This is a genomic window from Hymenobacter properus (assembly GCF_015694735.1).
Taxonomy (GTDB): Bacteria; Bacteroidota; Bacteroidia; order Cytophagales; family Hymenobacteraceae; genus Hymenobacter; species Hymenobacter properus.
The window spans coordinates 238,900-264,352 of record NZ_JADQDP010000004.1 but is presented as its reverse complement, the minus strand read 5'-3'; the positions used below and the strand labels follow the sequence as shown (position 1 = coordinate 264,352).

At 63.0% G+C, this 25,453-nt stretch carries 16 protein-coding genes and 1 tRNA gene; 10 read left to right on the top strand and 7 right to left on the bottom strand.

Going from position 1 to position 25,453, the window contains the following annotated elements:
• Positions 1 to 27: 27 nt before the first annotated feature.
• Positions 28 to 504, bottom strand: a complete 477-nt coding sequence (locus I2I01_RS17650) for a nucleoside deaminase (protein ID WP_196287827.1) — start codon at positions 502 to 504, stop codon at positions 28 to 30.
• Positions 505 to 702: 198 nt separating this feature from the next.
• Positions 703 to 1,626: a hypothetical protein gene (locus I2I01_RS17645; RefSeq protein WP_196287826.1), complete on the bottom strand. Its 924-nt coding sequence runs from the start codon at positions 1,624 to 1,626 to the stop codon at positions 703 to 705.
• A gap of 124 nt (positions 1,627 to 1,750) precedes the next feature.
• Between I2I01_RS17645 and I2I01_RS17640 the strand changes: the two genes are divergently transcribed.
• The 6 genes from I2I01_RS17640 (at position 1,751) to I2I01_RS17615 (ending at position 11,860) form a co-directional block, all read left to right on the top strand.
• Complete coding sequence (locus I2I01_RS17640) at positions 1,751 to 2,245, top strand: redoxin domain-containing protein (RefSeq protein ID WP_196287825.1); 495 nt, start codon at positions 1,751 to 1,753, stop codon at positions 2,243 to 2,245.
• 145 nt (positions 2,246 to 2,390) lie between these two features.
• Positions 2,391 to 3,959, top strand: coding sequence for a T9SS type A sorting domain-containing protein (locus tag I2I01_RS17635; protein WP_196287824.1), 1,569 nt, complete (start codon positions 2,391 to 2,393; stop codon positions 3,957 to 3,959).
• A gap of 171 nt (positions 3,960 to 4,130) precedes the next feature.
• Positions 4,131 to 5,240 carry an MJ1255/VC2487 family glycosyltransferase gene (locus I2I01_RS17630; RefSeq protein ID WP_196287823.1) on the top strand — a complete coding sequence of 370 codons (1,110 nt, stop codon included), beginning with the start codon at positions 4,131 to 4,133 and terminating at the stop codon, positions 5,238 to 5,240.
• Between the two features lie 161 nt (positions 5,241 to 5,401).
• A complete protein-coding gene (locus I2I01_RS17625) occupies positions 5,402 to 7,456 on the top strand; it encodes a peptidylprolyl isomerase (RefSeq protein ID WP_196287822.1) in 2,055 nt (684 codons plus the stop codon).
• A 148-nt stretch (positions 7,457 to 7,604) separates the two neighbouring features.
• Entirely contained in the window at positions 7,605 to 8,420 is an 816-nt protein-coding gene (locus I2I01_RS17620) for a mechanosensitive ion channel family protein (protein WP_196287821.1), read from the top strand.
• A gap of 209 nt (positions 8,421 to 8,629) precedes the next feature.
• Entirely contained in the window at positions 8,630 to 11,860 is a 3,231-nt protein-coding gene (locus tag I2I01_RS17615; RefSeq protein WP_196287820.1) for a PAS domain S-box protein, read from the top strand.
• Positions 11,861 to 11,991: 131 nt separating this feature from the next.
• Here the strand turns inward: I2I01_RS17615 and I2I01_RS17610 are convergent, their stop codons facing one another.
• A complete protein-coding gene (locus I2I01_RS17610) occupies positions 11,992 to 12,333 on the bottom strand; it encodes a cupin domain-containing protein (protein WP_196287819.1) in 342 nt (113 codons plus the stop codon).
• 167 nt (positions 12,334 to 12,500) lie between these two features.
• Between I2I01_RS17610 and I2I01_RS17605 the strand changes: the two genes are divergently transcribed.
• The 3 genes from I2I01_RS17605 to I2I01_RS17595 all read left to right on the top strand — a co-directional run bounded on the left by I2I01_RS17605 (position 12,501) and on the right by I2I01_RS17595 (position 17,143).
• Entirely contained in the window at positions 12,501 to 13,334 is an 834-nt protein-coding gene (locus tag I2I01_RS17605) for a serine O-acetyltransferase (protein ID WP_196287818.1), read from the top strand.
• A 147-nt stretch (positions 13,335 to 13,481) separates the two neighbouring features.
• Positions 13,482 to 14,405, top strand: coding sequence for a cysteine synthase A (gene cysK, locus I2I01_RS17600; RefSeq protein ID WP_196287817.1), 924 nt, complete (start codon positions 13,482 to 13,484; stop codon positions 14,403 to 14,405).
• 248 nt (positions 14,406 to 14,653) lie between these two features.
• A complete protein-coding gene (locus I2I01_RS17595; protein ID WP_196287816.1) occupies positions 14,654 to 17,143 on the top strand; it encodes a GEVED domain-containing protein in 2,490 nt (829 codons plus the stop codon).
• A gap of 158 nt (positions 17,144 to 17,301) precedes the next feature.
• On the opposite strand, the gene I2I01_RS17590 is transcribed toward I2I01_RS17595, so the two are convergent.
• The 4 genes from I2I01_RS17590 to I2I01_RS17575 form a co-directional block, all read right to left on the bottom strand.
• Complete coding sequence (locus I2I01_RS17590; RefSeq protein ID WP_196287815.1) at positions 17,302 to 19,239, bottom strand: peptide-N-glycosidase F-related protein; 1,938 nt, start codon at positions 19,237 to 19,239, stop codon at positions 17,302 to 17,304.
• Positions 19,240 to 19,553: 314 nt separating this feature from the next.
• A tRNA-Ala gene (locus I2I01_RS17585) sits at positions 19,554 to 19,627 on the bottom strand.
• 188 nt (positions 19,628 to 19,815) lie between these two features.
• Positions 19,816 to 23,025, bottom strand: a complete 3,210-nt coding sequence (locus I2I01_RS17580; protein WP_196287814.1) for a TonB-dependent receptor — start codon at positions 23,023 to 23,025, stop codon at positions 19,816 to 19,818.
• A gap of 164 nt (positions 23,026 to 23,189) precedes the next feature.
• The gene (locus tag I2I01_RS17575; protein WP_196287813.1) at positions 23,190 to 23,825 is read right to left on the bottom strand and encodes a C40 family peptidase; all 636 of its coding nucleotides are present in this window, start codon (positions 23,823 to 23,825) and stop codon (positions 23,190 to 23,192) included.
• A gap of 44 nt (positions 23,826 to 23,869) precedes the next feature.
• On the opposite strand from I2I01_RS17575, the gene I2I01_RS17570 reads away from it, so the two are divergent.
• Positions 23,870 to 25,291: an FAD-binding oxidoreductase gene (locus tag I2I01_RS17570; RefSeq protein WP_196287812.1), complete on the top strand. Its 1,422-nt coding sequence runs from the start codon at positions 23,870 to 23,872 to the stop codon at positions 25,289 to 25,291.
• The last annotated feature ends 162 nt before the right edge of the window (positions 25,292 to 25,453 follow it).

Below are 25,453 nucleotides of genomic sequence, written 5' to 3'. Positions count from 1 at the left end.
GACGTTCTTTTAAGCAGTCGACTTATCCTAATATTCTGTCTTGCCTTCCTTATTTTCCCAGGCCCGGAAGCCGGCCAGCGCTTCCTCGCGCATGAGCTGCGTCATGGGCAGCTTGCGGCTGTTCATGGGCTGGTCCAACTCTTCGTAAATGAACTGGTCGTCGAAGCCGATGGCGGCGGCGTCGGCCTTGGTGTTGCCGTAGAATACACGGCGCGGGCGGGCCCAATAGATGGCGCCCAGGCACATGGGGCAGGGCTCGCAGCTGGTGTAAAGGTCGCAGCCGTCGAGCTGGAAGGTGCCCAGTTCCTTGCAGGCCTTGCGAATGGCGTCGACCTCAGCGTGGCAGGTGGGGTCGTTGGTGCTGGTTACCTGATTGAAGCCGCGGGCAATGATGTGGCCGTCCTTCACCACCACCGCGCCGAAGGGGCCGCCGTGCCCGGCCTGCATTTTCTCAATGGACAGGCGAATGGCTTCGCGCATGAATTCGGGGTTGGGAGCTTCCATAGGGTGGGAGAGTGGATTGGCTGAGGCGACTTAAAGTTTTGAAAAACGGGCAACAAAGAAAGCCATAGAATGCCAGATTAGCAGCGACTGCCCCGGCCGGCCGGAAATGCCTGCTCATAACCCCAAAAAAACCGGGGCGGTGCCACGCTCCCGAAAGTCGTGGTACCGCCCCGGCCCGTTTTATTTTTGGCCCAGTCGCTATTTCGTGAAATTGGGGATGCGCAGCTGGAAGCCCAGCGAGGGCACCACCGTCACGCCGCTGAGCGAAGTGCTTTGGCCATTGAGCAGGGCGTAGTCGCCGTAGTTCTGGTAGAAGAGCGATACGGCCGGAACGACGTAGAAATAGCGGTAGCCAAGCTTGAGGTTGACGAAGCCGCCGAAAGAGGAGAAGTTGCGGCTCTGCAAGGGCAGCTCCGGCACCTGCACCGAGCCGCTGTAGATTTTGGTGGGCGCGAAGCCGTAGCTCACCCAGCTGTGCGCGTACACCAGGCCGTAGCTAATGGCCCCGATTTCTTCTTCGGGCCCGAAGGAATTGCTGAACGTGAGCGGGATGAGCAGGTCGTTGCGGGTGGCCCGGAAGTTGAGCAGCGAGTTGATATCGGACAGGAAGGCCAGGCTGGGCAGCTTGGCGCGCTGGGTGGCAAACTGCAGGCCGATGCTGGCGTAGGTGGTGCCGGTGGTGGCGCCGGCTTCGGGGTTTTCGGGCGTGCCCGTGGGGCCCAGCAGCTGGTAGGCGGCATCGAACACGTGCGAGCCGAAGGCGTACTTGTAGCCGGCATCAAGGCGCGGCACGATGCCGTAGCGCACGTTGAGGTCGGCAGTGGGCTGCACCGGGTCGAGCACGTAGGCCAGGGCGGCGGCCTGCAGCTGGGTGGTGGCGTCGGTGTAGTCCACTTTTTGCTGGGTGATGGCCTGGGCGGCGGCCTCCTTCACGGCGCTGCCCACCTTGCTGAGCGAGGCGGTGGCCACGTTGAAGCCCTGGTTGTAGCCTACCCGAAACTCGCCCTGGGGCGTGACCTTGCCGGTGGCCACAATGGCGCGCGGCGCCGTGCAGGAGGTGGCCAGCAGCAGGGCCGAAGCGGCCAATAAGCCGGTAGGAGCAAAGAGAAAAGAGGTTTTCATAGAAGACAACATTAGCGGAAACGCGGTAAAAACGAAAATCAGGCCGAAAACGCCGGAATCCGGCGCCCAGTCGCCGTATCTGCTTCGCTATTGGCTTTCACGGCCGGCCGCCGTATCTTCGCGTATGCCCTTGCTTTACTTGCTAGTCAGTTACTTAAGCGCCTTGGTGGCTGGGCCGGCGCCGCGGGCCACGGTATACGTTTTTCTGGCCGATACCTGCCCCATTAGCCAGGCTGCTACGCTGCCCTTGCGCGAGCTGCACGGCCAATACGCGGGGCAGGGCATCCGCTTCGTGGGCGTGTTTCCGGCGGCCGATGCCACCCCCGCCGCGCTGGCCGCCTTCGGCAAGACCTATCAGATTCCCTTCCCGCTGCAAGCCGACCCCGGCCACCAGCTGACCAAAAAGCTGCGCGCTCACGTGACGCCAGAAGCCGTGCTGCTGGCCGCCGACGGCAAAACGGCCCTCTATCAGGGCCGCCTCAACGATGCCTACGCCGGCCTGGGCCAGCACCGCCCCACCACGCGCCATCACGAGTTGGCCGATGCTTTGGCCGACGTAGTGGCTGGCCGTCCGGTGGCCGTGCCGCGCACCGAGCCAGTGGGGTGTTTTATTGAGTAGATTTATAAATATTAATTGATTAATATTGGACATTCCGCTGAGCGGAGCCGAAGCATTGGGCACGCAGTGGTTATCCAACAAATAGAGTTAGTTGCGCGGTAGAAATACTTCAACTGCGCTTAGCAAGACCGTTTTTCTTTTGTTCATGAAACACCTTTTCTCCCTTCTCCTGCTCACCGCCCTGCTGGCCGCGCCCCGTGCCCAGGCCCAGACCGGGGCGCAGGTCACGTTCAGCCAGCACATTGCGCCGCTGGTGTACCAGCATTGCACGCCCTGCCACCGCACGGGCGAGGTGGCGCCCTTTCCGCTCACCAACTACACCGAGGTGGCCAGCCACGGCCAAACCATCAAGTTCGTGACGGGCACCAAGTACATGCCGCCGTGGAAGCCCGACGCTAACTACCGCCACTACCTGGACGAAAACACGCTGACGGCTACCGAAATCCAGCAAATTCGGGATTGGGTGGACAATGGCATGCCGCAGGGCAACCCCGCCCAGACGCCGCCGACGCCCACCTTCCCCAGCGGCTCGCAGCTGGGCACGCCCGACCTGGTGATTCCGATGGCGCAGAAGTTCACGCACCAGGGCAATGGCCAGGACATGTACCGCATTTTCGTGCTGCCCGTGAACCTGCCCACCGACCGCGACATCGCGGCCATTGAGTTTCGGGCCGGCAACAAGCGCATTGTGCACCACGTCATCATCGGCATGGACACCACCCAGCAGGCCCAGGCCCTCGACGCCGCCGACCCCGGCTACGGCTACACCCGCTTCGGCGGCTTCGGTTTCAGCCCCCTCGAGGACGTCTTTGCGGCCTGGGTGCCGGGCATGCAGGCGCGTTTCTACCCCACGGGCATGGGCAAGAAGCTCTACCGCCGGGCTTCGCTGCTGCTGCAGGTGCACTACGGCCCCAACTTCGTGACGCAAACCGACTCGTCGGTGGTCAACATCTTTTTTGCCCGCCAGCCCGTCACGCGCTTCGTGCAAACGGTGCCCGCCGTGTCGCCCACTTTCCTCACCAACGGGCCGTTCGTGATTCCGGCCAACCAGGTGAAAACCTTCCACACCCAACTCACCGTGCCGGCCGATGTGACGGTGCTCAGCGTGTCGCCGCACGCCCACTACCTCAGCAAGCGCTGGAAAGTGTCGGCTGTGAAGCCCAACGGCGACACCATCCGGCTGGTGAAAATCAACGACTGGGACTTCCGCTGGCAGGGCAACTACCGCTTCACCGGCCTGCAGCGCGTGCCGGCTGGCTCGCGCCTCTTGGCCGATGCCACCTACGACAACACCACCAACAACCCGCGCAACCCCAACACCCCGCCGCAGCCCGTGACCTGGGGCGAAAGCACCACCGCCGAAATGCTGCTCACCTACTTCGAGCTCTTGCCCTACCAACCCGGCGACGAGAACGTGGTGCTCAGCACGGTGCCCGGCGTGGCCACCACCCCCGGCACCGTGCAAATGGCCGTGTTTCCCAACCCAAGCAGCGGCAGCGCAGCCGTGAGCTTCCAGCTGGGCAAGCCCGGCCCCGTCACGGTGACGTTGCTCGACGCCACGGGCCGCGTGGTGAAAATGTTGACGCGCGAGAAAGTCTATCCGGCCGGCCCCCAGCAAGTTCCTGTACCGCTGGAGAACGTGGCCGCCGGCATCTACTTCGTGAAGCTGGAATCGAACGAGGGGACGCGCAACGAGAAGCTGGTGGTGAAGTAGGAGAGGGCCATATCGGAAAAGAAGAACGTCATGCTGAGCACAGTCGAAGCATCTATACCGCAGCAGTAATCCAATCGATAGGATTGCGTTGCGCGGTAGAGATGCTTCCACTTCGCTCAGCATGACGTTCTTTTACTTTTCATTACTCTTTCTATTCCCTCATTCAAAAGAATGAACATCCTATACGGAGTGCCCGGCGAGGGCCTGGGCCACGCCACCCGCAGCAAAGTTGTCATTGGCCACCTGCTGGCGCAGGGCCACCAGGTGTGCGTAGTGAGCAGCAGCCGCGCCTACAAGATGCTGGCCGCCGCCTTTCCGGGGCGGGTGCACGAAATCCGGGGTTTTCATTTGGCCTACAATGGCTTGGCCGTGAGCAAGCTGCGCACCGCCGCCCTCACGCTGCGCACCGCGCCCGAAGACCTGCGCATCAACTTCGCCAAGTACCGCGAGCTGCTGTGCGACTTCGAGCCCGAGGTGGTGGTGTCGGATTTTGAGTCCTTTACCTACCTGTTTGCCAAGCTGCACCGGCTGCCCATTGTCAGCATCGACAACATGCAGATTATCAGCCGGGCCAAGCTGAACGTGACCGTGCCCAAGGCCGAGCGCGGCAACTACAACCTGGCCAAGCGCATTGTGCGGGCCAAGTTGCCGCACAGCCGCCACTACTTCGTCACGACCTTTTTCGAGCTGCCGCTCGAAAAGGAGCGCACCACGCTGGTGCCGCCCATCATCCGGCCCGAAATTCTGGCTGCAAAGCCCACCAAAGGCCAGCACGTGCTGGTGTACCAATCGGCCACCACGCAGCAAAACCTCGTTCCCCTGCTCCAGCAGCTGCCCGACCAGGAGTTTCGCGTCTACGGCTTCAATAAGCAGGAAAGCCACGGCAACGTGCAGCTCTGCGCCTTTTCCGAAGCCGGTTTCATTGCCGACCTGGCCAGTGCCCGCGCCGTGGTTACCAACGGCGGCTTCTCGCTGATTTCGGAGGCGGTGTTCCTGCACAAGCCCATTTGTGCCATTCCCATTCCAGCCCAATTTGAGCAGTGGCTAAATGCGGCCGAAGTAGAGAAAATGGGCTACGGCCGCCATTTCGAAGCCATCACGGCCGACAACCTCCGGGCCTTCCTTTACGGCCTTGCCGATTTTGAAAAAGCCTTGGCCGGCTACCAGCAGCAGGGCAACGAGGTGCTATTTGCGCAACTCGACGCAGAGCTAAAGGAAATTGGCAGCCGCCACCTGCCGGCCGAACCGGCGGCACAGGAAGCCTCCTGGGGCGGCGAATAGCGGGTAGCGAAGGGTTGGCGTCTGTCATCCTGAGCGCAGCGAAGGACCTTATCAAGCGAGAACGGTTTTCGTTGGGCGGTGGTAAGGCCCATCGCTGCGCTCAGGAAGACAGACGCCAACTCTTAACGGAACAGCCAAGCACTTCCTGCTACTTTTACCGCATGCCCCACCGCTCCCTTCGTTCCTGGCCGCTGCTGCTGTTGCTGGCTGCCTGCGCCCGCACGCCCCGCCCCAGCGCCAACCTTGCCAACAAATACCACGACGCCACCATCCGGCAAATCGGCACGGCGCAGGATGAGCGCAACACGCCCGCGCTGCTGCCTTTCCTGAGCAATGCCAACCCCAGCTACCGCCGCGAAGCCGCCCTGGCCTTTGCCTCGGTGCAAGCGCCGGCCGCCGTGCCCGGTCTGCTGCCGCTGCTACGCGATGCCGACCCCGAAGTGCGCCGCGCCGCGGCCTACGCCTTGGGCCAAATCGGCGACAGCACTGCCGTGGACACCCTGCGGGTGCGGGTGCTGAAGGAAAACGACCCCGTGGTGCGCCGCTACGTGCACGAGGCCCTGGGCCGCACCGTTACGCGCCACAGCCTGCCCGAACTGTGGCGCGTCGAAACCCTGACCGACACCGCCCGAGCAGCTGCCCTGGCCTGGGGCCTGAACCGCGCCGCCTTGCGCGGGCTGACCTCGCCGGAAAGCATCCGGCGCACGGTGCTGGTGCTGAACTCGCCCAAACTGCCCGAGCGGGGGCGGCTGGCGGCCGTGGTGGGTTTGTCGCGCACGCGGGGGCTCGATGCTGACTTGCAGCGGCTGGCCGGCGCCACGCTGGTGCAGGTAGCGCAAAAAGACCGGTCGTATGCCGTGCGCGCGGCAGCAGCGGCCACGCTGGGCAAGCTGGCGGCGCTGGGCCCTGCTGCAACGCCAACAGGCGCGACGGCCACCCCGCCTGCTCCTGCCAATAGCAACCCGGCGGCGGTACTGACCCGACTCGCCACCAAGGACCCTGATTACCGGGTGCGGCTGAGCGCCATTCGGGCGCTGCCGTTCGGCTCCGAAACATATGTTGCCAGCCGCAAAGCGGTGTTTGCGGCGCTCAATCGCGACCAGCCAGCCGTGGCCCTCACGGCGGCCGAGTGGCTGCTGGCCCACGCCAAAGGGGAGAACGGTGCCGCCCTTGCCGCCCTGGCCGATGGCAACAAGCAAGCCTCGGCACGGGTGCGGGCCACTTTGCTGCAAGCCGCCGTGCGGCACGCCAGCCCGGCCGCCCGGCCCAGTCTGGTCGAAACCTTGCAGAAGCGGTTCAATGCAGCTGCTGATGCCTATGAGGGCTCTTTTCTGATTCAGGCAATGGGCGAAGACCCGGCTGCTTTTGATTTCGTGCGGACGCAGGCCTTTGCGCCGCAGCAGGTGCCCGTGGTGGCCGGCGCGGGCACGGCGGCCCTGCTGGCCATGCGCCGAAACCCTGATTTCCCGGCCGCCCGGCAGGCCGACTTTGCCGCTGCCATGCGCCAGGCGCTGGCCGGTGGCGACGTGGCCCAACTCGGCATCGCCGCCGAAGCTTACGCCGACCCGAAGCTGTTTCCTGAGCCCCAGGCGGCCGACATGGCGGCGCTGCGCGAAGCCCAGGCCAAGCTCCGCCTGCCCCGCGAGATTGAGGCCTGGCAGGGCTTGCAGCAGGCCCTGGATAAGCTCGAGAAAAAGGCCACCCCAACGCCCTCGCCCGTGGCCACGGCCCGGCAGCATCCTATCGACTGGGCGGTGGTGCAGGGCGTACCGCTGGGCCAGCAGGTGCGGCTGCGCACCAGCAAGGGTATTGTTCTGCTCGAGCTGAAGCCCAACGAGGCGCCCGGCGCGGTGGCCAGCTTTGTGGCGCTGCTCAACGAGCATTTTTACGACAACCTGTATTTCCACCGCGTGGTGCCCAACTTCGTGGCCCAGGGCGGCGACCCGCGCGGCGACGGCAACGGCAGCGCCCCCTACAACCTGCGCTCCGAGTTTGGCGACCTGCGCTACCAAGAAGGCAGCGTGGGCCTGGCCTCGGCCGGCAAGGACACCGAGAGCTGCCAGTTCTTCATCACCCACACCCCCACACCGCACCTCGACGGGCGCTACCCCATTTTTGCCCAGGTAGTGGGGGGGATGGACGTGGTGCACAAGCTCGATATTGGCGACAAGATTTTGGGCGTGGAACTGGTGCAGCAGGCCATTGTCAGCAAGTAATAGGCAATAAAGCGCGTTCTGCTGCGCGCAGCCGAAGCATCTCTACTGCGCTAGTAATCCCAACGATTGGGTTAGTATTGCGGGAGAGATGCTTCGGCTGCGCGCAGCAGGACCATTCCTTTTCGTTTATGCCCTCCGCTTTTCTGCTATGAACCAAGTTGCTACCTACGCCCAACAGTTGCAAAACCTTGTCATTCTCTACCTGCCGCGCGTGCTCATGGCCGTGGTGGCGCTGGTGGTGGGCTGGTGGCTCATTGGCTGGGCCAGCCGGCTGATTGCGGCGGCCACCACGCGGCTGGATGTGTCGCTGGCTTCGTTTCTGACCAGCCTGGTCAACATCGTGCTCAAGGTGCTGCTGCTTATTACGGTGGCGGGCATGGTGGGCTTCGAAACGACGTCGTTTGTAGCCATTCTGGGGGCGGCGGGCCTGGCGGTGGGGCTGGCCTTGCAGGGCACGCTGGCCAACTTCGCGGGCGGCGTACTGATTCTGATTTTTAAGCCCTACGTGGTGGGCGACAGCATTGAGTCGCAGGGCAAGGCGGGCGAGGTGAAGGAAATCCAGATTTTCAACACCATCCTCGTCACTTCGCAGGGCGACACCATCATCCTGCCCAACGGGGCCACGTCGAACAACGTCATTGTAAACAAAACGGCCCAAAACAAGGCCCTGGTGGAGATTGTGGCCGAAGTTGACAACAACACCAAGCTCGACGAGCTGCGCGGCTGGGCCGTGCCCCTCATGCAGGCCGACGAGCAGGTATTGCCCGCACCCGCGCCGCAGGTGGTGGTTACGGGCCTCAAGCCCGGCGGCATGACGGTGGCCTTCCGGGCCTACACCGCCGCTGGCCACAACGGCGGCGCCCAGGCTCGCCTCATCGAGCAGATTCAGCAGGGGCTGGCGCAGCAGGGCGTGGGCAGCCCCGTGCCGGTGCAGCACAGCTACGTGCGCACGCTGCCGAGCTGAGGCCAGCTAAATGACGGCCCCGTGCCTCCCACTTCCGGCTTCCGGCAAGTGGTTGGAACAGAGACGAATCTTGAGGCATCCACCGACGCCGCTTGTTCGTATTTTAGGGTAAGCACAGCACTGTTGGCGGAGGTTCTGCGGTAGCCCGTGCGAGCCGTTCGGGGCGGAGCCGCAATTGTTTTGAGTGGTAAACAGCAACCTCCGTGACCATGCCCATCGCCCAAGAAGAGCTAGAACGCGCGCTGGCCGAGCAACAGGCCGAAAACGCCTTGCTGCGGGCGGCGCTGGCCCAGGCCCAGGCTGCCGGACCGGCCGGCGGGCCGGCCCCGGCTTTGCCCAACCAGCAGGAGTGGCTGCAACTGATGCAGGAAATGTACACTGCCGTGGTGCTCACCGATGCCGACGGCCGCACGGTGTGGGTGAGCAAAGGTTTTACCACCCTGTGTGGCCTGGAGGCGCACGAGGTGCTGGGGCGCCGGCCGGCCTCGTTTCTGCGCCCGGACCTGAACGACGGGAAAACCCTCAGGTACATTGAAGAAAGCCTGGCGGCGCGGCTGCCGTTTAACTACGAAGTGCACAACCCCGGGCCCAAGGCAGAGGCCTGCTGGATTCGGGTAAAGGTGCAGCCCCTCCACAACGAGCGAGGCGAGGTGGTGATGGCGGGGCTGCTGGAAGACATTTCGGACTGGAAAGAAGCTCAGTCGAACTTGGCCGACAGCGAGAACCGCTTCCGGGCGCTGGCCGAAAACGCGCCGGGAGCGCTCTACGAGTGGCGCAAAAACCAGGACGGCAGCTTTCAGTTCATCTACGTCAGCCCCAAGCTGCTGGAGATATTTGGGCTCCGGCGCGAGGAAATCGAGCGCATGCCCGAGTTCATTCATCCCGACGACCGGGCCCGGTTCATGCAGTCGATGACCGAGGCCGTGGGGGCCCGGCAGCCCTGGGCTTTTGAGGGGCGGGTGGTGGTGCCGGGCCAGCCCCTGCGCTACCTGCAAGCCAATTCCACCGTGACCAGGAGCGACGAAAAGGGCGTCGTTTACAGCGGCATTCTGCTGGATATCACGCCCCTGAAGCAAGCCCAGACGGCCCTGCGCGAGAGCGACCTGCGCTGGCAGCTGGCCGTGGAAGGCTTCGGCGACGGCGCCTGGGAGCGGGACCTGCGCACCGATACGGTGATTTACTCGCCCGACTACCGGGCCATGCTGGGAGGCTACACCGAGGCGGAGTTTCCCAACCGCTACGAGAGCTGGCTGACCCACGTCCACCCCGACGACCTGGAGCCGACCGAGCGCAAAGTCTGGGCTTGCCTGCGTGGCGAAACGCGCCTGATGGCCGTCGAGCTTCGGATGCGCTGCAAGGACGGCAGCTACAAGTGGGTGCTGAGCCGGGCCATTGTGACGCAGCGCGGCCCCGGCGGCGAACCCCAGATTCTCACGGGTACGCACACGGATATTTCGGAGCTGAAAAAGGCCCAGGCGGCGCTGGATGCGTCCACCCACCGCCTGTCGGCCGTGCTGGCCAACTTCCACGAAGGCGTGGTACTCGAAGACGAAGACCGGCGCATTGTGCTGGCCAACCAAGCCTTTGGCCGCTTGCTGGGCGTGGCCACGCTCCCGGCTGAGCTGGTGGGACAGGAGGGCGCCGCGTTGGCCGAGGGCGCGCGCAACCTGGTGCGGCACCCCAGCCAGTATGCGGCGCGCATCGCGGCCTTGCTGCGCCGGCGCCGCCCGGTGGTGGGCGACGTGCTGACCCTGCGCGACGGCCGCATCCTGCGCCGCGACTTCGCCCCAATTTTCGACCAGCACCGCTACATCGGCCACCTGTGGAAGTACGAGGACATCACGGCCCGCGCCCGCGCCGAGGAAGACCTCAAGCGCCGCGAGGAAAAGTACCGCGGCATCATCGAAAATATGTCGCTGGGGTTGGTGGAGGCCGATTTGGACGACTTCCTGCTCTACGCCAACCAGAGCTTTTGCGACATGACGGGCTTCTGCACCGACGAGCTGAAGGGCCACAAGCTCTCGCCGCTGCTGCTCTCGGGCGACGACCTGGAACTGGTGGAAGGCAAGCTGGAAGCGCGCCGGCAGGGCGTGGCCGATTCCTACGAAATAGCCGTGACGACCAAGGGCGGCGAGGTGAAGTGGCTGCTGGTGAGCGGTGCCCCGCTCTACGACGACGACCAGCAGCTGGTGGGGTCCATCGGCATCTACCTCGACGTGACGCCCCAGAAGCACCTCGAAACCAGCCTGCGCGAAGCCAAAGCCCTGGCCGAAATCAGCACCCGCGCCAAGCAGGATTTCCTCACCAACATGAGCCACGAAATCCGCACGCCCATGAACGCCATTCTGGGCATGAGCCAGCTGCTGGCCAAAACCGAGCTCAACGACTCCCAAGCCAGCTACCTGCACGCCATCACGGCCTCGGCCGAAAACCTGCTGGTCATTATCAATGACATTCTGGATTTGTCGAAAATCGAAGCCGGGCGGCTGGCCGTCGAGAAAATCGGCTTCAGCGTGTGCGGGGTGTGCGCGCAGGTGGAACAAACCCTGCGCTACAAAGCGGCGGAAAAAGGGCTGGATTTTGGCACGCACTGCGACCCCGCCATGCCCAACGTGCTGCTCGGCGACCCCTACCGCATTACCCAGGTGCTGCTGAACCTGGCCGGAAACTCCGTGAAGTTTACCGAGCGGGGCCGGGTGCACACCTCTTGCGCGCTCCAGGGCTATACCCCCGGGGGCGAGGCCATTGTAGAGTTCACGGTGGAAGACACCGGCATTGGCATCGATGCCGATTACCTGACGCGGGTGTTCGACGAGTTCAGCCAGGAAGACTCGTCGGTCACGCGCCAATTTGGGGGCACAGGTTTGGGGCTGGGCATCAGCAAAAAGCTGGTGGAGCTGATGGGCGGCGAGCTGCGCATCGAAAGCCAGAAGCACCACGGCACCACCAGCCGCTTCCGCCTGCACCTGCCCGTGGGCACCGAGCATGACGTGCCCCAGAAAGAGGGCCTCGATGTGAGCGGCCTGCAACACGCCCTGCGCGGCAAGCGGGTGCTGCTGGTCGAAGACAACGTGTTCAACCGCATGCTGGCTTCCATTTTCCTGAGCAACGCCGAGCTGGAGGTGGTGGAAGCCAGCAACGGTGGCACCGCCGTGGAGCTGGCCCGCACCCAGGCTTTCGACCTGATTTTGATGGACGTGCAAATGCCCGTCATGAACGGCTACGAGGCCACCATCCTCCTGCGCGAAGAGCTGGGGCTGGCCGTGCCCATCATCGCCCTCACGGCCAACGCCATTCAGGGCGAACGCGAAAAATGCCTGGCCGTGGGCATGAACGACTACATCACCAAGCCCTTCCAGGAAGCGTCCTTGGTGACAATGGTGTACGACTGGGTGCTGGGGCCATTGAAGCAGCGCGTGACTGCAATGGGAAAGGGCTGAGTCAGAAATTAAAACGCCTGTCATCCTGAGCGCAGCGAAGGACCTTCTCACGTCAGAATGTTCTAGCGTGATATGGTCCTTCGCTGCGCTCAGGATGACAGGCGTTATATGCTACCTAAACGGCCAGCTCCTTACTTCTCCTCGCGTCCGTGCACCTGCGCCGGGGGCGACGTTGCCTCCACGGCCGTGAAGGTTTCCAGAATCTTATAGGTGTGTTCGGCATCCTTGGGTACCACCCAGGAGTTGCCGGGCTCTAGCAGCACCATCTGGCCGGCCAGGTGAAATTCGGCGCGGCCGCTGAGCACGTAGCCCACGGTTTCGTAGGGGCGGGTGGCGGGGGCTTTGGCTTCGCCGGGCTGCTCGTTTTCCCACATGCGCATGGACACGTGCTTGCCCGAGGCCAGGTATTTTTCGCCGTCGGCGCCCTTGGGCGAGTGCTGCGAATCGACTTTGATGATGGTGGTATCGGCCATGAGATGTTTGGATTAAGAAAGGGGAGGAGTATCTTTTGGCCGGTAGCCGCGGGGCTACCGGCCTTGTTCCTAACGGCCCAACCAGCTCCGCCGTTGCTGCTGCCGCCGAAAACCTTCACCGGCCGGGCTGGTTGCATTTCTCTGTTCGTCACCTCTTTTCTGTTTCCGTGCTTCCCGAATCTTTCGCTGCCGAGCTGGCCCAGGCCCACGCCTCCGTGCCCGACGCCCTGCCCGGCGCCGCTTTCTGCGACCTGGCCGACGGCCTGCTGGCGCTGTTGTTCCCCTATCGGGCCGAACGGCCGCTGCCGAATACCGACGTGGTGGCCGCCGAGCTTTACCACTTCCGCTCCGAGCTGGCCGCGCTGCTCACCAAGGTGCCGCAGCTGCCGGCCCCCGCCGCCGCGTTGGCCGACGAGTTCACGGCCCAGCTGCCGGCCTTGCGCGCGGCTCTGCTGCGTGACGCCACCGCCATTCTGGCCAGCGACCCCGCTGCCCAGGGCCTAGCCGAAATCATCGGTTCCTACCCCGGTTTCTACGCCACGGCCCTGTATCGCATTGCCCACGCCTTGTATGAGCGCGGCCTGCCCCGCCTGCCTCGCCTGCTCAGCGAGCACGCCCACCAGCGCACAGGTATCGACATTCACCCTGGTGCGCAAATCGGGGCGGCTTTCTGCATCGACCACGGCACAGGCCTGGTCATTGGCGAAACGGCCGTTATCGGGGCCAACGTGCAGATATACCAGGGCGTGACCCTGGGTGCCATGAGCGTGACCAAGGGCCTGCAGGGCCAGAAGCGCCACCCCACCATCGAAGACCACGTGGTCATTTATGCCGGCGCTACCATCTTGGGCGGCAGCACGGTAGTGGGCGCGCACAGCGTCATCGGCGGCAACGTGTGGCTCACCGAGAGCGTGCCCTCGCACTCGCGCGTGTATCACCGCGCCCACATCAACATCTCCCGCTCCGTGGACCCCGCCGCGGAGCTGGTGTTTTCCATTTAAATAACTAGTAACCAAAGGAACGTCATGCAGAGCGCAGCGAAGCATCTCGCGTGCAATAAGTAATTAGTGACCCCAAGCGAGATGCTTCGCTGCGCTCTGCATGACCTTCTCTTAACTCGCCATTTCACCAACACACTATTTCACCGCATGAAAGCCAATACCATTCTCGACACCATTGGCAACACGCCACTGGTGCGCCTCAACCGTTTATTTGTTGCTACCCGCCCCGACGTGGAGGTGTGGGTGAAGCTGGAGCGGGCCAACCCCGGCGGCTCCATCAAAGACCGCATTGCCCTGAGCATGATTGAGCAGGCCGAACGCGACGGCCTGCTGGGCCCGGACAGCCTGATTGTGGAGCCCACCTCCGGCAACACCGGCGTGGGCCTGGCCCTGGTGGCCGCCGTGAAGGGCTACAAGCTGACGCTGGTGATGCCCGAGAGCATGAGCATCGAGCGCCGCCGCCTCATGGCCGCCTACGGCGCTACGCTGGAGCTTACGCCCCGCGAAAAGGGCATGAAGGGTGCCATTGAGAAAGCCCAGGAGATTGTGAACAGCACGCCCGGTGCCTGGCTGCCCATGCAGTTCTCCAACCCCGCCAACCCAAAAATTCACGCCGAAACCACGGCCCGCGAAATCCTGCGCGACGCCCCCGAGGGCTTCGACTTCCACATTACCGGCGTGGGCACCGGCGGCCACATCACGGCTGTGACGGAGGTGCTCAAGCCGCACTTCCCCGGCATGAAGACCTTTGCCGTGGAGCCCGAGGCTTCGCCCGTCATCAGCGGCGGGGCGCCGGGGCCACACCCCATTCAGGGCATCGGCGCGGGCTTTATTCCCGATAACCTGCACGTGAACGTGCTGGACGGGGCCATTCAGGTGGGCCAGCAGGAAGCGTACGAGATGACGCGCCGTGCCGCCCGCGAGGAAGGGCTGTTTGTGGGCGTGTCGTCGGGCGCGTCGTTGGCGGCCATTGCCAAAAAGCTGCCCGACATGCCGCAGGGCAGCCGCGTGCTCACCTTCTGCTACGATACCGGCGAGCGGTATTTGTCGGTGGAGGGCTTGTTTGTGTAAGGACACCGCCAATGCTGCCGTAGCAAGCCGTTGAAGGCCGCTCCGTTTGGGGCGGCCTTTTTTGTGGCCGTGAGTTGCCGCGCAGCAGGAGCGGTGGGGCAACTCGTTCAGGTGCTGGTTTGGCGAAGTTATCTGGCAACCCGGCCGGTCCCAAGCTTTTCTGCGCGTGGCACTTGCCTAGCCGGCGCGGCTGCCTGACCTTTGGCCTTGACCTCTTCTTCTAACACCAACCCTCTTACCAACACCCAATGAACCAAAAATTTACACACTATGCCAAGCTGGCGCTGTGCGCCCTGGGGCTGGGCGCGGCCCCGCGGGCGCAGGCGGCCTACGTGCCGGTGGCGCTCACGGGCTACAACCACGACGTGGTGGCCAACGGCACGGGCGTATCCACCAACTCGACCACGGTGGGCGTCGATGACAGCAACTACGTGTTTATGGCCCAGGACTACAACCCCACCGGCACGTCGTATCTGCCCAACAACGGCCTCATTAACAGTGCTGCCACTACGGGCCTGACTTACCAATTGGCGCCCTACAACGCCAACAACTCGCTGCGCATGCCGGCCACCCCCACGGGTACCGGCACCGGCTCGGGCACGGTCACGTTCGTGACGCCGCAGGCGGCGGGCGAGGTGTACGTGCTGGCCACCTCGGGCAGCGGGGCCAGCACCGTCAACATCACGGTCACGTTCACCGATGGCACCACCCAGGTGTTCAACAACCAAACTGTTTCGGACTGGTATGGCGGTGGTAATTACGCCATTCTGGGCCTGGGCCGGGTGCAGCGCGGCGTCGAAAACCGCGAGAACAACGCTACCAACCCCCGCCTCTACCAACTGCTGCTCACCCTGGCGCCGGCCAACTTCGGCAAGCTGGTGCAAAGCGTGGGCTTCGCCAAAACATCTGCCACCGGCGTGCTCAACGTCATGGGCATCACCATCAACTCGGTGTGCAGCGGCACGCCGTCGGCCGGCGTGCCCGCCGCCAGCACCCCCAGCGCCTGCACCAACAATAGCTTCACGCTCAGCCTCACCGGCGCCTCGTCCGGCTCGGGCGTGAGCTACCAATGGCAGAGCAGCCCCGCCGGGGCTAATACCTTCACCAACATCAGCGGCGCTACCGCTGTGCCCTACACCGTGGCCAGCCAGACGGCCGCCACCGACTACCGCGTGGTGGTTACCTGCTCGGGCAGCGGCCTTTCGTCGACCTCGCCGCTCGTAAGCGTAACGCAGAATACCTTCCTGAACTGCTACTGCACGCCCAGCGGCGGCAACTGCACCAACGAGTGGATTCGGGGCGTGACCCTGGCCGCACTGGGCAATACCAACACCACCTGCACCACCGGCGGCTACGCCAGCTACACCGCCAACGCGGCCCTCACCACCAACCTGAGCCAGGGCGCCACCTATCCCGTCACGCTCGATTTGCGGGTGAATGCCGCCAGCAGCGCCGCTGGCCTGTGGATAGACTACGACCACAGCGGCACCTTCGACGCCTCCGAATACACCCTCATTGGCACCGGCCCGGCCACCGGCTTTACGGCCCTCAACCTGAGCCTGACCGCCAACGTGACCATCCCCGCCACGGCCCTCACCGGCCCCACCCGCCTGCGCGTGCGCTCCAACAACGGCAGCGTGGTGGGCAATCAGGCCTGCTTCAACAACTACTTCGGCGAGGTGGAAGACTACCTCGTCACCATTGTGGCACCCACGGCCTGCGCCGGCACGCCCACCGGCGGCACGGCCACGGCCTCTAGCACGTCGGTGTGCCCGGCCACGGCTTTCACTTTGCGCGCCAGCGGCTACTCCAGCGGCGCTACCGGCCTCAGCTACCAGTGGCAGAGCAGCCCGGCCGGGTTCAACAACTACACCAATATTAGCGGCGCGACCACCGTGCCTTATACCGTAGCCAGCCTCACGGCCGCCACCGACTACCGCCTGCAAGTAACCTGCTCAGGCAGCAGCGCTACGGCCGTATCGGCCCCGGTGAGCGTGACGCTTGCGCCGTTCCTGCAATGCTACTGCACGCCTACCTACGTGAGCGGTGGCAACAACGACATTATCAAAACCGTCACCATCAACTCGTTTGCCAACAACACGAGCACGCTGGGCAACGTGGCCCCGTACTACCACGACTACAGCGCCCAGCAGCCCGGCACGCTGACCATCCCGAACTTACCCGCCAACGTGGTGCTGACCTTCGGGGCCGACAATTTCCAGTACAGCGCCCTGTGGGTCGATTTCAACCACAACGGCAGCTTCGAAGCCAGCGAGTACTTCACCTCGGGCACCAACGCCGGCGCCAATGGCACCGCCACTATTCCGGTAACGGTGCCCGCGTCGGCCCTGATGGGCCAAACCAAAATGCGCATCCGCGGCGGCGATGACCTGGTGCCGCTGGCCGGCCAAGCTTGCGGTGCTTCGCAGTCCGATTATGGCGAAGCCGAAGACTACCTGGTAAGCATCATCAATGTTTCTGCCAGCCGCACCGGCCAACAGGAGGTGGCGCTCAGCGCCTTCCCGAACCCCGCCACCAACGCCCTCACCGTGACGGTAGCCCGCACCGGCGCCCGTGCCGAGGTCAGCCTGACCGACCTGACCGGCCGCGTGCTCCAAACCCAGTCCCTGACTAGCCAAAACGCCCGTTTCGACCTGAGCAGCCTGGCCGCCGGCATCTACCTGGTGCGCTACCAGGATGAAAGCCGCACGAGCACTATCAAGGTAAGCAAACAATAGTTACTTACTTACGACCAACAAAAAGCCCCCGCAGCACGCTGCGGGGGCTTTTGCATTTAAGGTGTGAAGGGTATGGAAAGAGAGAATTGGGTAAGAGGAAATGGAGAGCGGTAAGTAAGGAGTAGGAATCGGGAAGCGCACTTCCCAATTCCCACTTCCTAATCAATCACCAGCCGGCGGTTCAACGTGGTGCCATCGGCCAGGCGTACCTCGAGGGCGTACACGCCGGGGGCCACGCCGTCGAGGGCGAGCTGCTGCACGGTGGCTTTCACCTGGGGCAGGGCACGGGCCCACACGCGGCGGCCCAGGGCATCCACCACGCGCAGCTGCACGTCCTGCGTGCTAGGCAGGTTGAGGTCGAAGGTGAAACGGCCGTCGTGGCTGGGGTTGGGGTACACGTCCAGCGCGTTCAGCAGTTTCTGATTTGCGGCGCTCGCCAACGGGCCGGCCACCTGGAAGTTGAGCGTGTACTCGCAGCCAAAGTCGCCGTTGATGGTGTTCAGCACGCTGCCGGCCGAGTTCAGGATGCGCATGCTGCCCACGGTGGCCGGCGAGGCCCACCACGAGAAACCGTCGCAGCCCAGGTCGGTGAGGCGCAGCGAATAGCAGCCCGGCACCAAGCGCACGTTGTCGTTGAAGGTGGTGCTGCTGGCAGCATTCACGCGCTGGGCCACCACGTTGCCGGCCACGTCCACAATTTGCCAGCTGGTTTCATTCCAGAGGCCGTTGCGGGCGTTGTTGGTGGTCATGTTCACCGTGATGGAGCCGGGCAGCTGAATCGACGGCGCGAAGCGCGTGGTCAGCGTGTCGTTGTAGGCGTTCTGGTCGCGGGTGCCGTTGGGCGAGGCCGTCCAGGCCTGGAAGCGGCCGCCGGCGGTGTTGTTCATCAGCGTGCTCAGGGGCGGCAGCGCCACTAGCGTGTCGCGTCCGTAGGCCAGGTCGCCGGTCCAGTTGTAGGTTTGGGTAGGGCCGCGGCCCTGCACGCGGTAGGCAATAGCCACGGCCGTAAGGCGGTTGCTGCCCAGGTTGCGCAGCCGCACCTGCGGGCCGCCGCAAATCGGGTTTTCGCGCACATAGTTCTCGTTGGAGTTCGGCGCAATGATTTCATCCAGCGAGGCATCGGTCCGGAAATTAATGGCGCCCGACGTCACCAGCTGGCTGCTCCAGATGTACTGGGCCGAAGCCGACGTCTGGTTGTTGGCCGTGTAGGTTTGCATGTCGATGTCGAGGGTGAAGGGCTGGCCGGGCGTGGTCAGGCCGTTGAGCGGCTGCACAATGCGGCGCACCACCGCGCCGGGGCACCAGTTGCCGCGGTCGTACACCCAGGTACCGGTTTGCGGGTACACCTCGTTCTTGCCGCAGTCGTCGCGCCACAGCGAGGTGGTGCTGGTCCACTGGTTATTTATCAGCAGCTGGTAAAACTTGCGGCAGAATTCGGCGCAGCCCGCGGGGTCGGAGCCGTGGCCCGAAATCAGGCTTTTGAGGGCAATGGTGCCGGCCGAGGGGGCCACCAGCGAGCGAGCCGGCAGGTGGGCTTCGATGGGGTCGGAGGTGCGGCCGAAGGCGAAGGTGCCATCATATACGTTGCGCACGTCCACGGGGTCCTGCGGCGGCGTGCCCTCAATGAAGTCGAGCCGCACCGTCACCGTAAAGCCCCAGGAGTAGCCCTGGTAGTCGAAGCGGAAGCCGGGATTGCCCACCAGCAGGGGCGCATAGTCGGTCACGTCCACCACGTAATCGTGGGTTTTATTGCGGACCAGCCAGTCGGTGGCATAGGGCGTCATGATGCGGGCCATTTCCAGGGTGTCGTGGGCCGGCGGCTGCAAAATCACGCGCGTGGTGTAGTCCCAGGAGCCGCAGTACTGCGTGCCGGGCGGGCAGGGGTAGCGGCCCAGAATGTAGTGCATCAACACCTTGCGGTAGCGCCGACCAGCCGCGGGCATCACCGCCGTAGTATCGTAAAAGCCGTAGTGCGTGAGCTTGCGCTGGCTGAAAATGGTGACGCGGGTAGTATCGCCCGGCGCGGCCTGCGCCCGTTCCGACAAAGCCAGGCCCGCCAGCAGAAGCAGTACCAGAATACGTAATCGTTTTAGCATTGAGCAGTTGGTTGATTTTCTGCTCAATATAAACCGATAAATTCCTACCAACCTATTCTATAATCAGCCGGTGCGCCGCGCTGCCCTCACGCCCTAGCCAGGCCTCGTGCAGAAGCTTGCAAGCTTCGCCTGCTTTGGCCGGCTTTTGCGGCAAGCTGGCAATGAATGGGCGTGCTGGCTGCTAATATTCTCAATTCCGCCCTGCCTCCCAATTTTACTTCCGGTTTTGCTTTTTCTACGGAAAGCACAACCGCCTGAAAACAAAACAGGCAGCCGCAACCAAAGTCGCAACTGCCTGTCTGTGGGTGTATCAGTGGAGAATATCGGAGTCGAACCGATGACCTCTTGCATGCCATGCAAGCGCTCTAGCCAGCTGAGCTAATCCCCCTGATTTTTGTTGTTACCGCCGTGCCTATTGCGCTTTGGTTCGACAAAAGTACGGCTCGCAGCCGGTTTGGCAAGCCCTGGGCGCACTTTTTTTGTTGAAATTGCGCAAGGCCCAAACAATCAGTCACAAAAAAATAGGGCAGGAATTACTTCCTGCCCTATTTCGGGAGCTATGCGAAGCCAGCAGGCTTAGTTGAAGCTGTAGCGCACGCCCAATTGGCCCTGCCAACGCGAGAGGAAAGCCGCGTAGTCGTAGGAGCGGTTGGTCGTGGCAAACGTAGCGGGGAACGAGAAGGTCGGCTGCACGTTGGCACCGGTCGTTTCCTGGCGCAGCAATTCCACGGCGTTGTTGCTCACGAAGTACTGACGGCCCCACTCGTTGTTGAGCAGGTTGCCCACGTTCTGGATGTCGAAAGTGATTTGAACGCTGTTCTTTTTGCCACCGGCCATGAAGTTGAAGTCTTGGGCCACGCGCACGTCAATCTGGTGCGTCCAGGGCAGGCGGGCGGCAAAACGCTCGGCTACTTGGCCGCGGTGCGTGCGCAGGTAGGGGTCGTTCTCAATGAAGGCATCCAGTTGGTCCTGAATCTGGGCCACGGTACGCGTGTCGCCGGAACTGGGCACCAGCTTGATTTGGTTGGGGTCGCGTACGTTGGTGGGGATGTAGAGCAGGTCGTTGCTGTTGTTGCCGTCGTTGTTCAGGTCACGGCCCTGGCCGTAGATGTAGGTTAGGGGCTGGCCCGAGCGGCCTTCGTAGAACAGCGTCAGGGTCGTGGCCAGTGCATCGTTGGCGTAGCGGAAGGTGTAGCCGGCGCTGCCGATTACGCGGTGACGCTGGTCGTTGCGCGAGTAGCCCAGTTCGGGGTTGTTCGGGTCGTACTGCACCTGGTTGAAGCCGAAGTTAGACGAGGCCGTGCTGCTTGCGCCGCTGTTGACTTCCTTCGACACCCCGTAGGTGTAAGCAGCCGTGGTGTTGAGGCCGTTGAGGAAGCGCTTCTGCAGCTGGAACGTGGCGTTGTAGCGGTAGCCTTTGTTGGTGTTGTCGAGCAGGTACACGTTGGTGTAGCGGGCGTCAACGCGGCGGGCGGCCGTGGTAGGCGCGTAAACCGGGCGCTGGTCCGGACCGGCCAAACGGCCAACGGGAGCCGTCAGGTTGATGTCTTTGTAGTAGATGTCGTTGAGCGTCTTCGAGTAAACGCCTTCCAGCGTTGCCACGATGTCGCCGGGCAGGCGGAAGTCCACGGCCAGGTTCGAGCGCCACACCTGGGGCAGCTTGAAGTCTTTGCCGGTCAGGTTAATCTGCGAAGTGGACACCGGCGCGTAGGGAGCCGAGGTATATACCTGCTGAATGGCAGCCGGCGTGAGCGGAATAGAAGGCAGGTAGGTAACGGTCGGCGTCGTGGGAGCGGTTTGGCTCACACCGCCTTGCAGCAGGCCGCTGTTGGTGTAGCTATTCGAAATCCACACGAAAGGCACACGGCCCGAGAAGATGCCCGTACCACCGCGCAGCTGCACTTTGGCATCGTTGTTCACGTCCCAGTTGAAGCCCAGGCGGGGCGACCACAGCAGTTGGCCGTTGGGCGTGTTCGTGGTTTTGTAGTCGCTGCTAAAGCCGGGGCGGCTGGCATCCACAAAGGTGTTGAAGGCGGTGTTGTCGCCCGGCTTGTCCAGGAACAAGGGCACATCCAGACGCAGGCCGTAGGTCAGGCGCAGGTTCTCGATGGGCGTGTATTCATCCTGGGCGTAGAAACCCAGCTGGGCTGCCTTGAACTCCGCCAAACCACCGTTGGAAGTGGGGTAGCTGGACGTGATGCTGGAAGCGCGGCCGTTCACGAAGTTGTCGATGGACGTGAAGGTGTACAAGCCAGCCCCGTTGTTGAGGAAAAGGTTTTGGAATTTGAAGCCTTCGTTGTGGGTACCGATGGTGACGGTGTGCTTGCCGAACGCCTTGGTCAGGTTGTCGGTCAATTCCACGATGTCTTGGTTCAGGTAGTTGGCTACCGAGCTGGTTTCCTGGCCCAGGTTATAGGTGTTGCCGTTGTCCACAATGCGGAAAGCGGGGCCTTGGGCGCCGGGCACGCCGCGCGAATCGCGGATGGCCGTGTAGGTCAGAATGAGCTTGTTCGAGAAGCCGCCCGCAAAACGGGAGTTCAGTTCGGCCACCGTGCTGTTGGTGAGGTTGTCGAACCGGTAGGCGTTGTTGCCGAAGCGGATGTTGTTGGCGGCCCGGCTGATGTTGTCGTCAAACGCTTTCACGTAGTTGTGACGCAGCGTAAGCGTGTTGTTTTCGGAGATGTTGTAGTCCAGACGCGCGAAAATCTTGTTGCTTTCGGTGCGGGCAATGATGTCGCCGTAAGCCCCTACGTCGTAGTTGTTGTAGAGCGGGGTGTTGGCTGCTGCCGCAATGCGCTGCAGGTCCTCCACCTTCACCCGCGAGTCGGCGCTGCCCGGTAGGAAGCCCAGCGGCGTGCTGTTGCGCGCAATTTCGCCGTTCAGGAAGAAGAACAGCTTGTTCTTCACCACGGCGCCGCCCACGCGGAAGCCGGTCTGGTAGTTGTAGAAGTCGGCCGCTTTGGTGCGGGGCTCGGTCACGCTTTTGCCGATGGTGTTCTGGTTACGGCCGAAACCGTAAATCGAAGCCGACAAATCGTTGGTGCCCGAACGGGTGATGGCGTTCACGCCGGCACCCGTGAAGTTGCCCAGAGTCACGTCGTAGGGCGCCAGCACCACCTGAATCTGGTCAATGGCGTCGAGGGCGATGGGGTTGGTGTTCGACTGGCCGCCGGGGGTGCCCGAAGCCGCCAGGCCGAATACGTCGTTGTTCACGGCGCCGTCGATGGTGATGTTGTTGTAGCGGTTGTTGGCACCGCCAAACGACGAGCTGCCACCACCGGCCGCCTGCGGGGTGAGGCGGGTAAAGTCGTTGAGCGAGCGGGTGAGGGTGGGCAGCTGGTTAATCTGTTCGCGGCTCACGTTGGTTTCAGCCCCCGTGCGGCCGGCATTGATAACCGGGTCGCGGCGGCCACTCACCGTCACCTCGGTCAGTTCCGTGGTCGAGGCGCTCAGGGGAACGTCGAGGCGCAGGTTCTGGCCTAGCGACAGGAAAATGTCGCCGCGGTTCACGTCCTGGTAGCCCACGAAAGTAATTTTCACCGTGTAGGGACCGCCTACGCGCATGCCCTGAATGTTGAAGCGGCCGTCTGCGTTGGTCGGGGCCACGTACTGGGTGTTAGTAGGCGTGTGCACGGCAATCACCGTGGCGCCGGGCAGGCCCGCGCCCGTCTGGTCCGTAATCAGGCCGCTCATGGCTGCCGTGGTGGCGCCCTGGCTCCAGCCGGCGTGCGCGCCGAGGAGCATCAGCGCCAGCAGGAAAAAGTGGCGTAATCGTAAATTATTCATACAAAAAAGGGTTGGTGAAACAGTGGGACAAGTGAAATGAATGTGAGGGCACAATTCGAAGGCAAAGGTACAACCGAGCCGAAAGAGCCAATATTACGGGAGTTTTACCATTATTCCGATGGGACACACCGGACCATTACGACCACAAAGGTAGCGGCGGAATATTACAAACGCGGCCGTACCGCCCGAATAAACCGGCTGAGGTAATAATCCGACTCCAGGCTGTTCTCCACTACGCCTAAGGAAGTGGAAGCGTGTATAAAATCGATGCCTTCTTCATCGGCCACCGTCACCATGCCCACGTGGGTGATGGTGCGGCTGCCGGGCGCGGCTCCAAAAAAAATTAAATCGCCGGGCTGCAGGTCGGTGGTCTTCACCGGGTCGCCCCACACGGCCTGCTCGTTCGACGAGCGTGGGATGCTCACCCCGGCCTCGCCAAATGCGAGCTGCAGCAGCCCCGAGCAGTCGAGGCCCAGGCGCGTGGTGCCGCCGTAGAGGTAGGGTGTGCCCTGGTAGGAGCGGGCTGCTTCGATGACCGAAGCTAGCGTGCCGGTGGCGCTGCCCACGCGGGCCGGGCGCTTCACCACCACTTTGGTTTTGGCGCCGCTGGGGCTGACGCCCACCGCTTTTGCTTTGTTGCCGGGGCGGGTGGGGGCGGCGCGGCCGCCCTTTTTGAGCCGCACCATTTCGCGGGCCGAGCGGTATTGGCCGTCGCGGTAGTTGAGTTTGCGGTGGCAGCTGGCCAAGCCTAGCAAAGTCAGCAGCAGCACCGGTAGTATCTTCGTTGTCGCCCTCCTCATTGGCCGCAAAGATAGTTTGTGCGGCCTGTTCCGTTTAACCGCTCATGTCCTTCAACGCCCTTACCCCCGAATTATTGGTCGCCTTCGAAGCCATCGTGGGGCCTGCCCACGTGCTCACGGCCCAGCGCGCCGAAGCCGCCGCCACCGCCGATGCCTACGCCGACTACGGCCGCGACCACACCGAAGACTTCCACTTTGCGCCCGATGTGGTGCTGCGCCCCGGCTCGGCCGAGGAAATTGGCCAGATTATGCGCCTCTGCCACGAAAACCGCCTGCCCGTAACGCCCCGCGGCGCCGGCACCGGCCTGAGCGGCGGCGCCCTGCCCATCCACCACGGCGTGGTGCTGAGCACCGAGCGGCTCAATAAAATTCTCGAAATTGACGAGCGCAACCTGCAGGCCACCGTGGAGCCCGGCGTCATCAACGAGGTGTTTCAGAATGCGGTGAAGGAAGTGGGCCTGTTCTACCCGCCCGACCCGGCCAGCAAGGGCAGTTGCTCGCTGGGCGGCAACCTGGCCCACAGCAGCGGCGGCCCCAAAGCCGTAAAATACGGCACCACCAAAGACTACGTGCTGAACCTGCAAGTGGTGCTGCCCACCGGCGACATCATCTGGACGGCGGCCAATACCCTCAAAAACTCCACGGGCTACAACCTGACGCAGCTCATGGTGGGCTCGGAAGGTACGCTGGGCATCATCACCAAAGTGGTGTTCCGGCTGCTGCCTTTCCCGAAGCAGAACATTCTGATGCTGGTGCCCTTCCGCAAGGAGGAAGAGGCGGCCGACGCGGTGTCGGCCGTGTTCCGGGCCGGCATCATCCCCTCGGGCATGGAGTTTATGGAGCGCGAGGCCATCGCCTGGTCTTCCGATTACCTGAAAATCCCGCTCACGCTACCCGAGGACATCCGGGCCCACTTGCTCATCGAGTTGGATGGCCAGGACTTGGACGAGCTATACAAGGAAGCCGAGCAGGTGTACGGCGTGCTGGAGCACTACGACGTGGGCGAAATTCTGCTGGCCGACACCGCCGCCCAGAAGGATGACTTGTGGAAGATTCGTCGCAACATCGGCAATTCGGTACGCTACAATTCCGTGTATAAGGAAGAAGATACCGTGGTGCCCCGCGCCGAACTACCCACGCTGCTGAAAGGCGTGAAGGAAATTGGGGCCCGCTATGGGTTCAAGAGCGTGTGCTACGGCCACGCGGGCGACGGCAATCTGCACGTCAACATCATCCGCGGCGAGCTCTCCGACGAAATGTGGAATGTGGGCCTTCGCCAACCCATCAGTGAGATTTTCGAGCTCTGCGTGAAACTGGGCGGCACCATTTCCGGTGAACACGGCATCGGCTTGGTGCAGAAAGGCTACATCGGCATTGCCTTGAAAGAAGCCAATATCAACCTCATGCGTGGCATTAAGCAGGTGTTCGACCCGCATGGGATTCTGAATCCGGGTAAGATTTTCTAACTGTCATTGCGAGCGCAACACGGCAATTCGTCCTGTTATCAGCGACCAGTTTGAAAAAGTAATAAGGCTCAAATAATAAGCCCCGGTACCATTGCGGTACCGGGGCTTTCTGGTAAAAATTATGAGTCTGCAACTGACAGGACGGATTGCCACGGCCTGCGG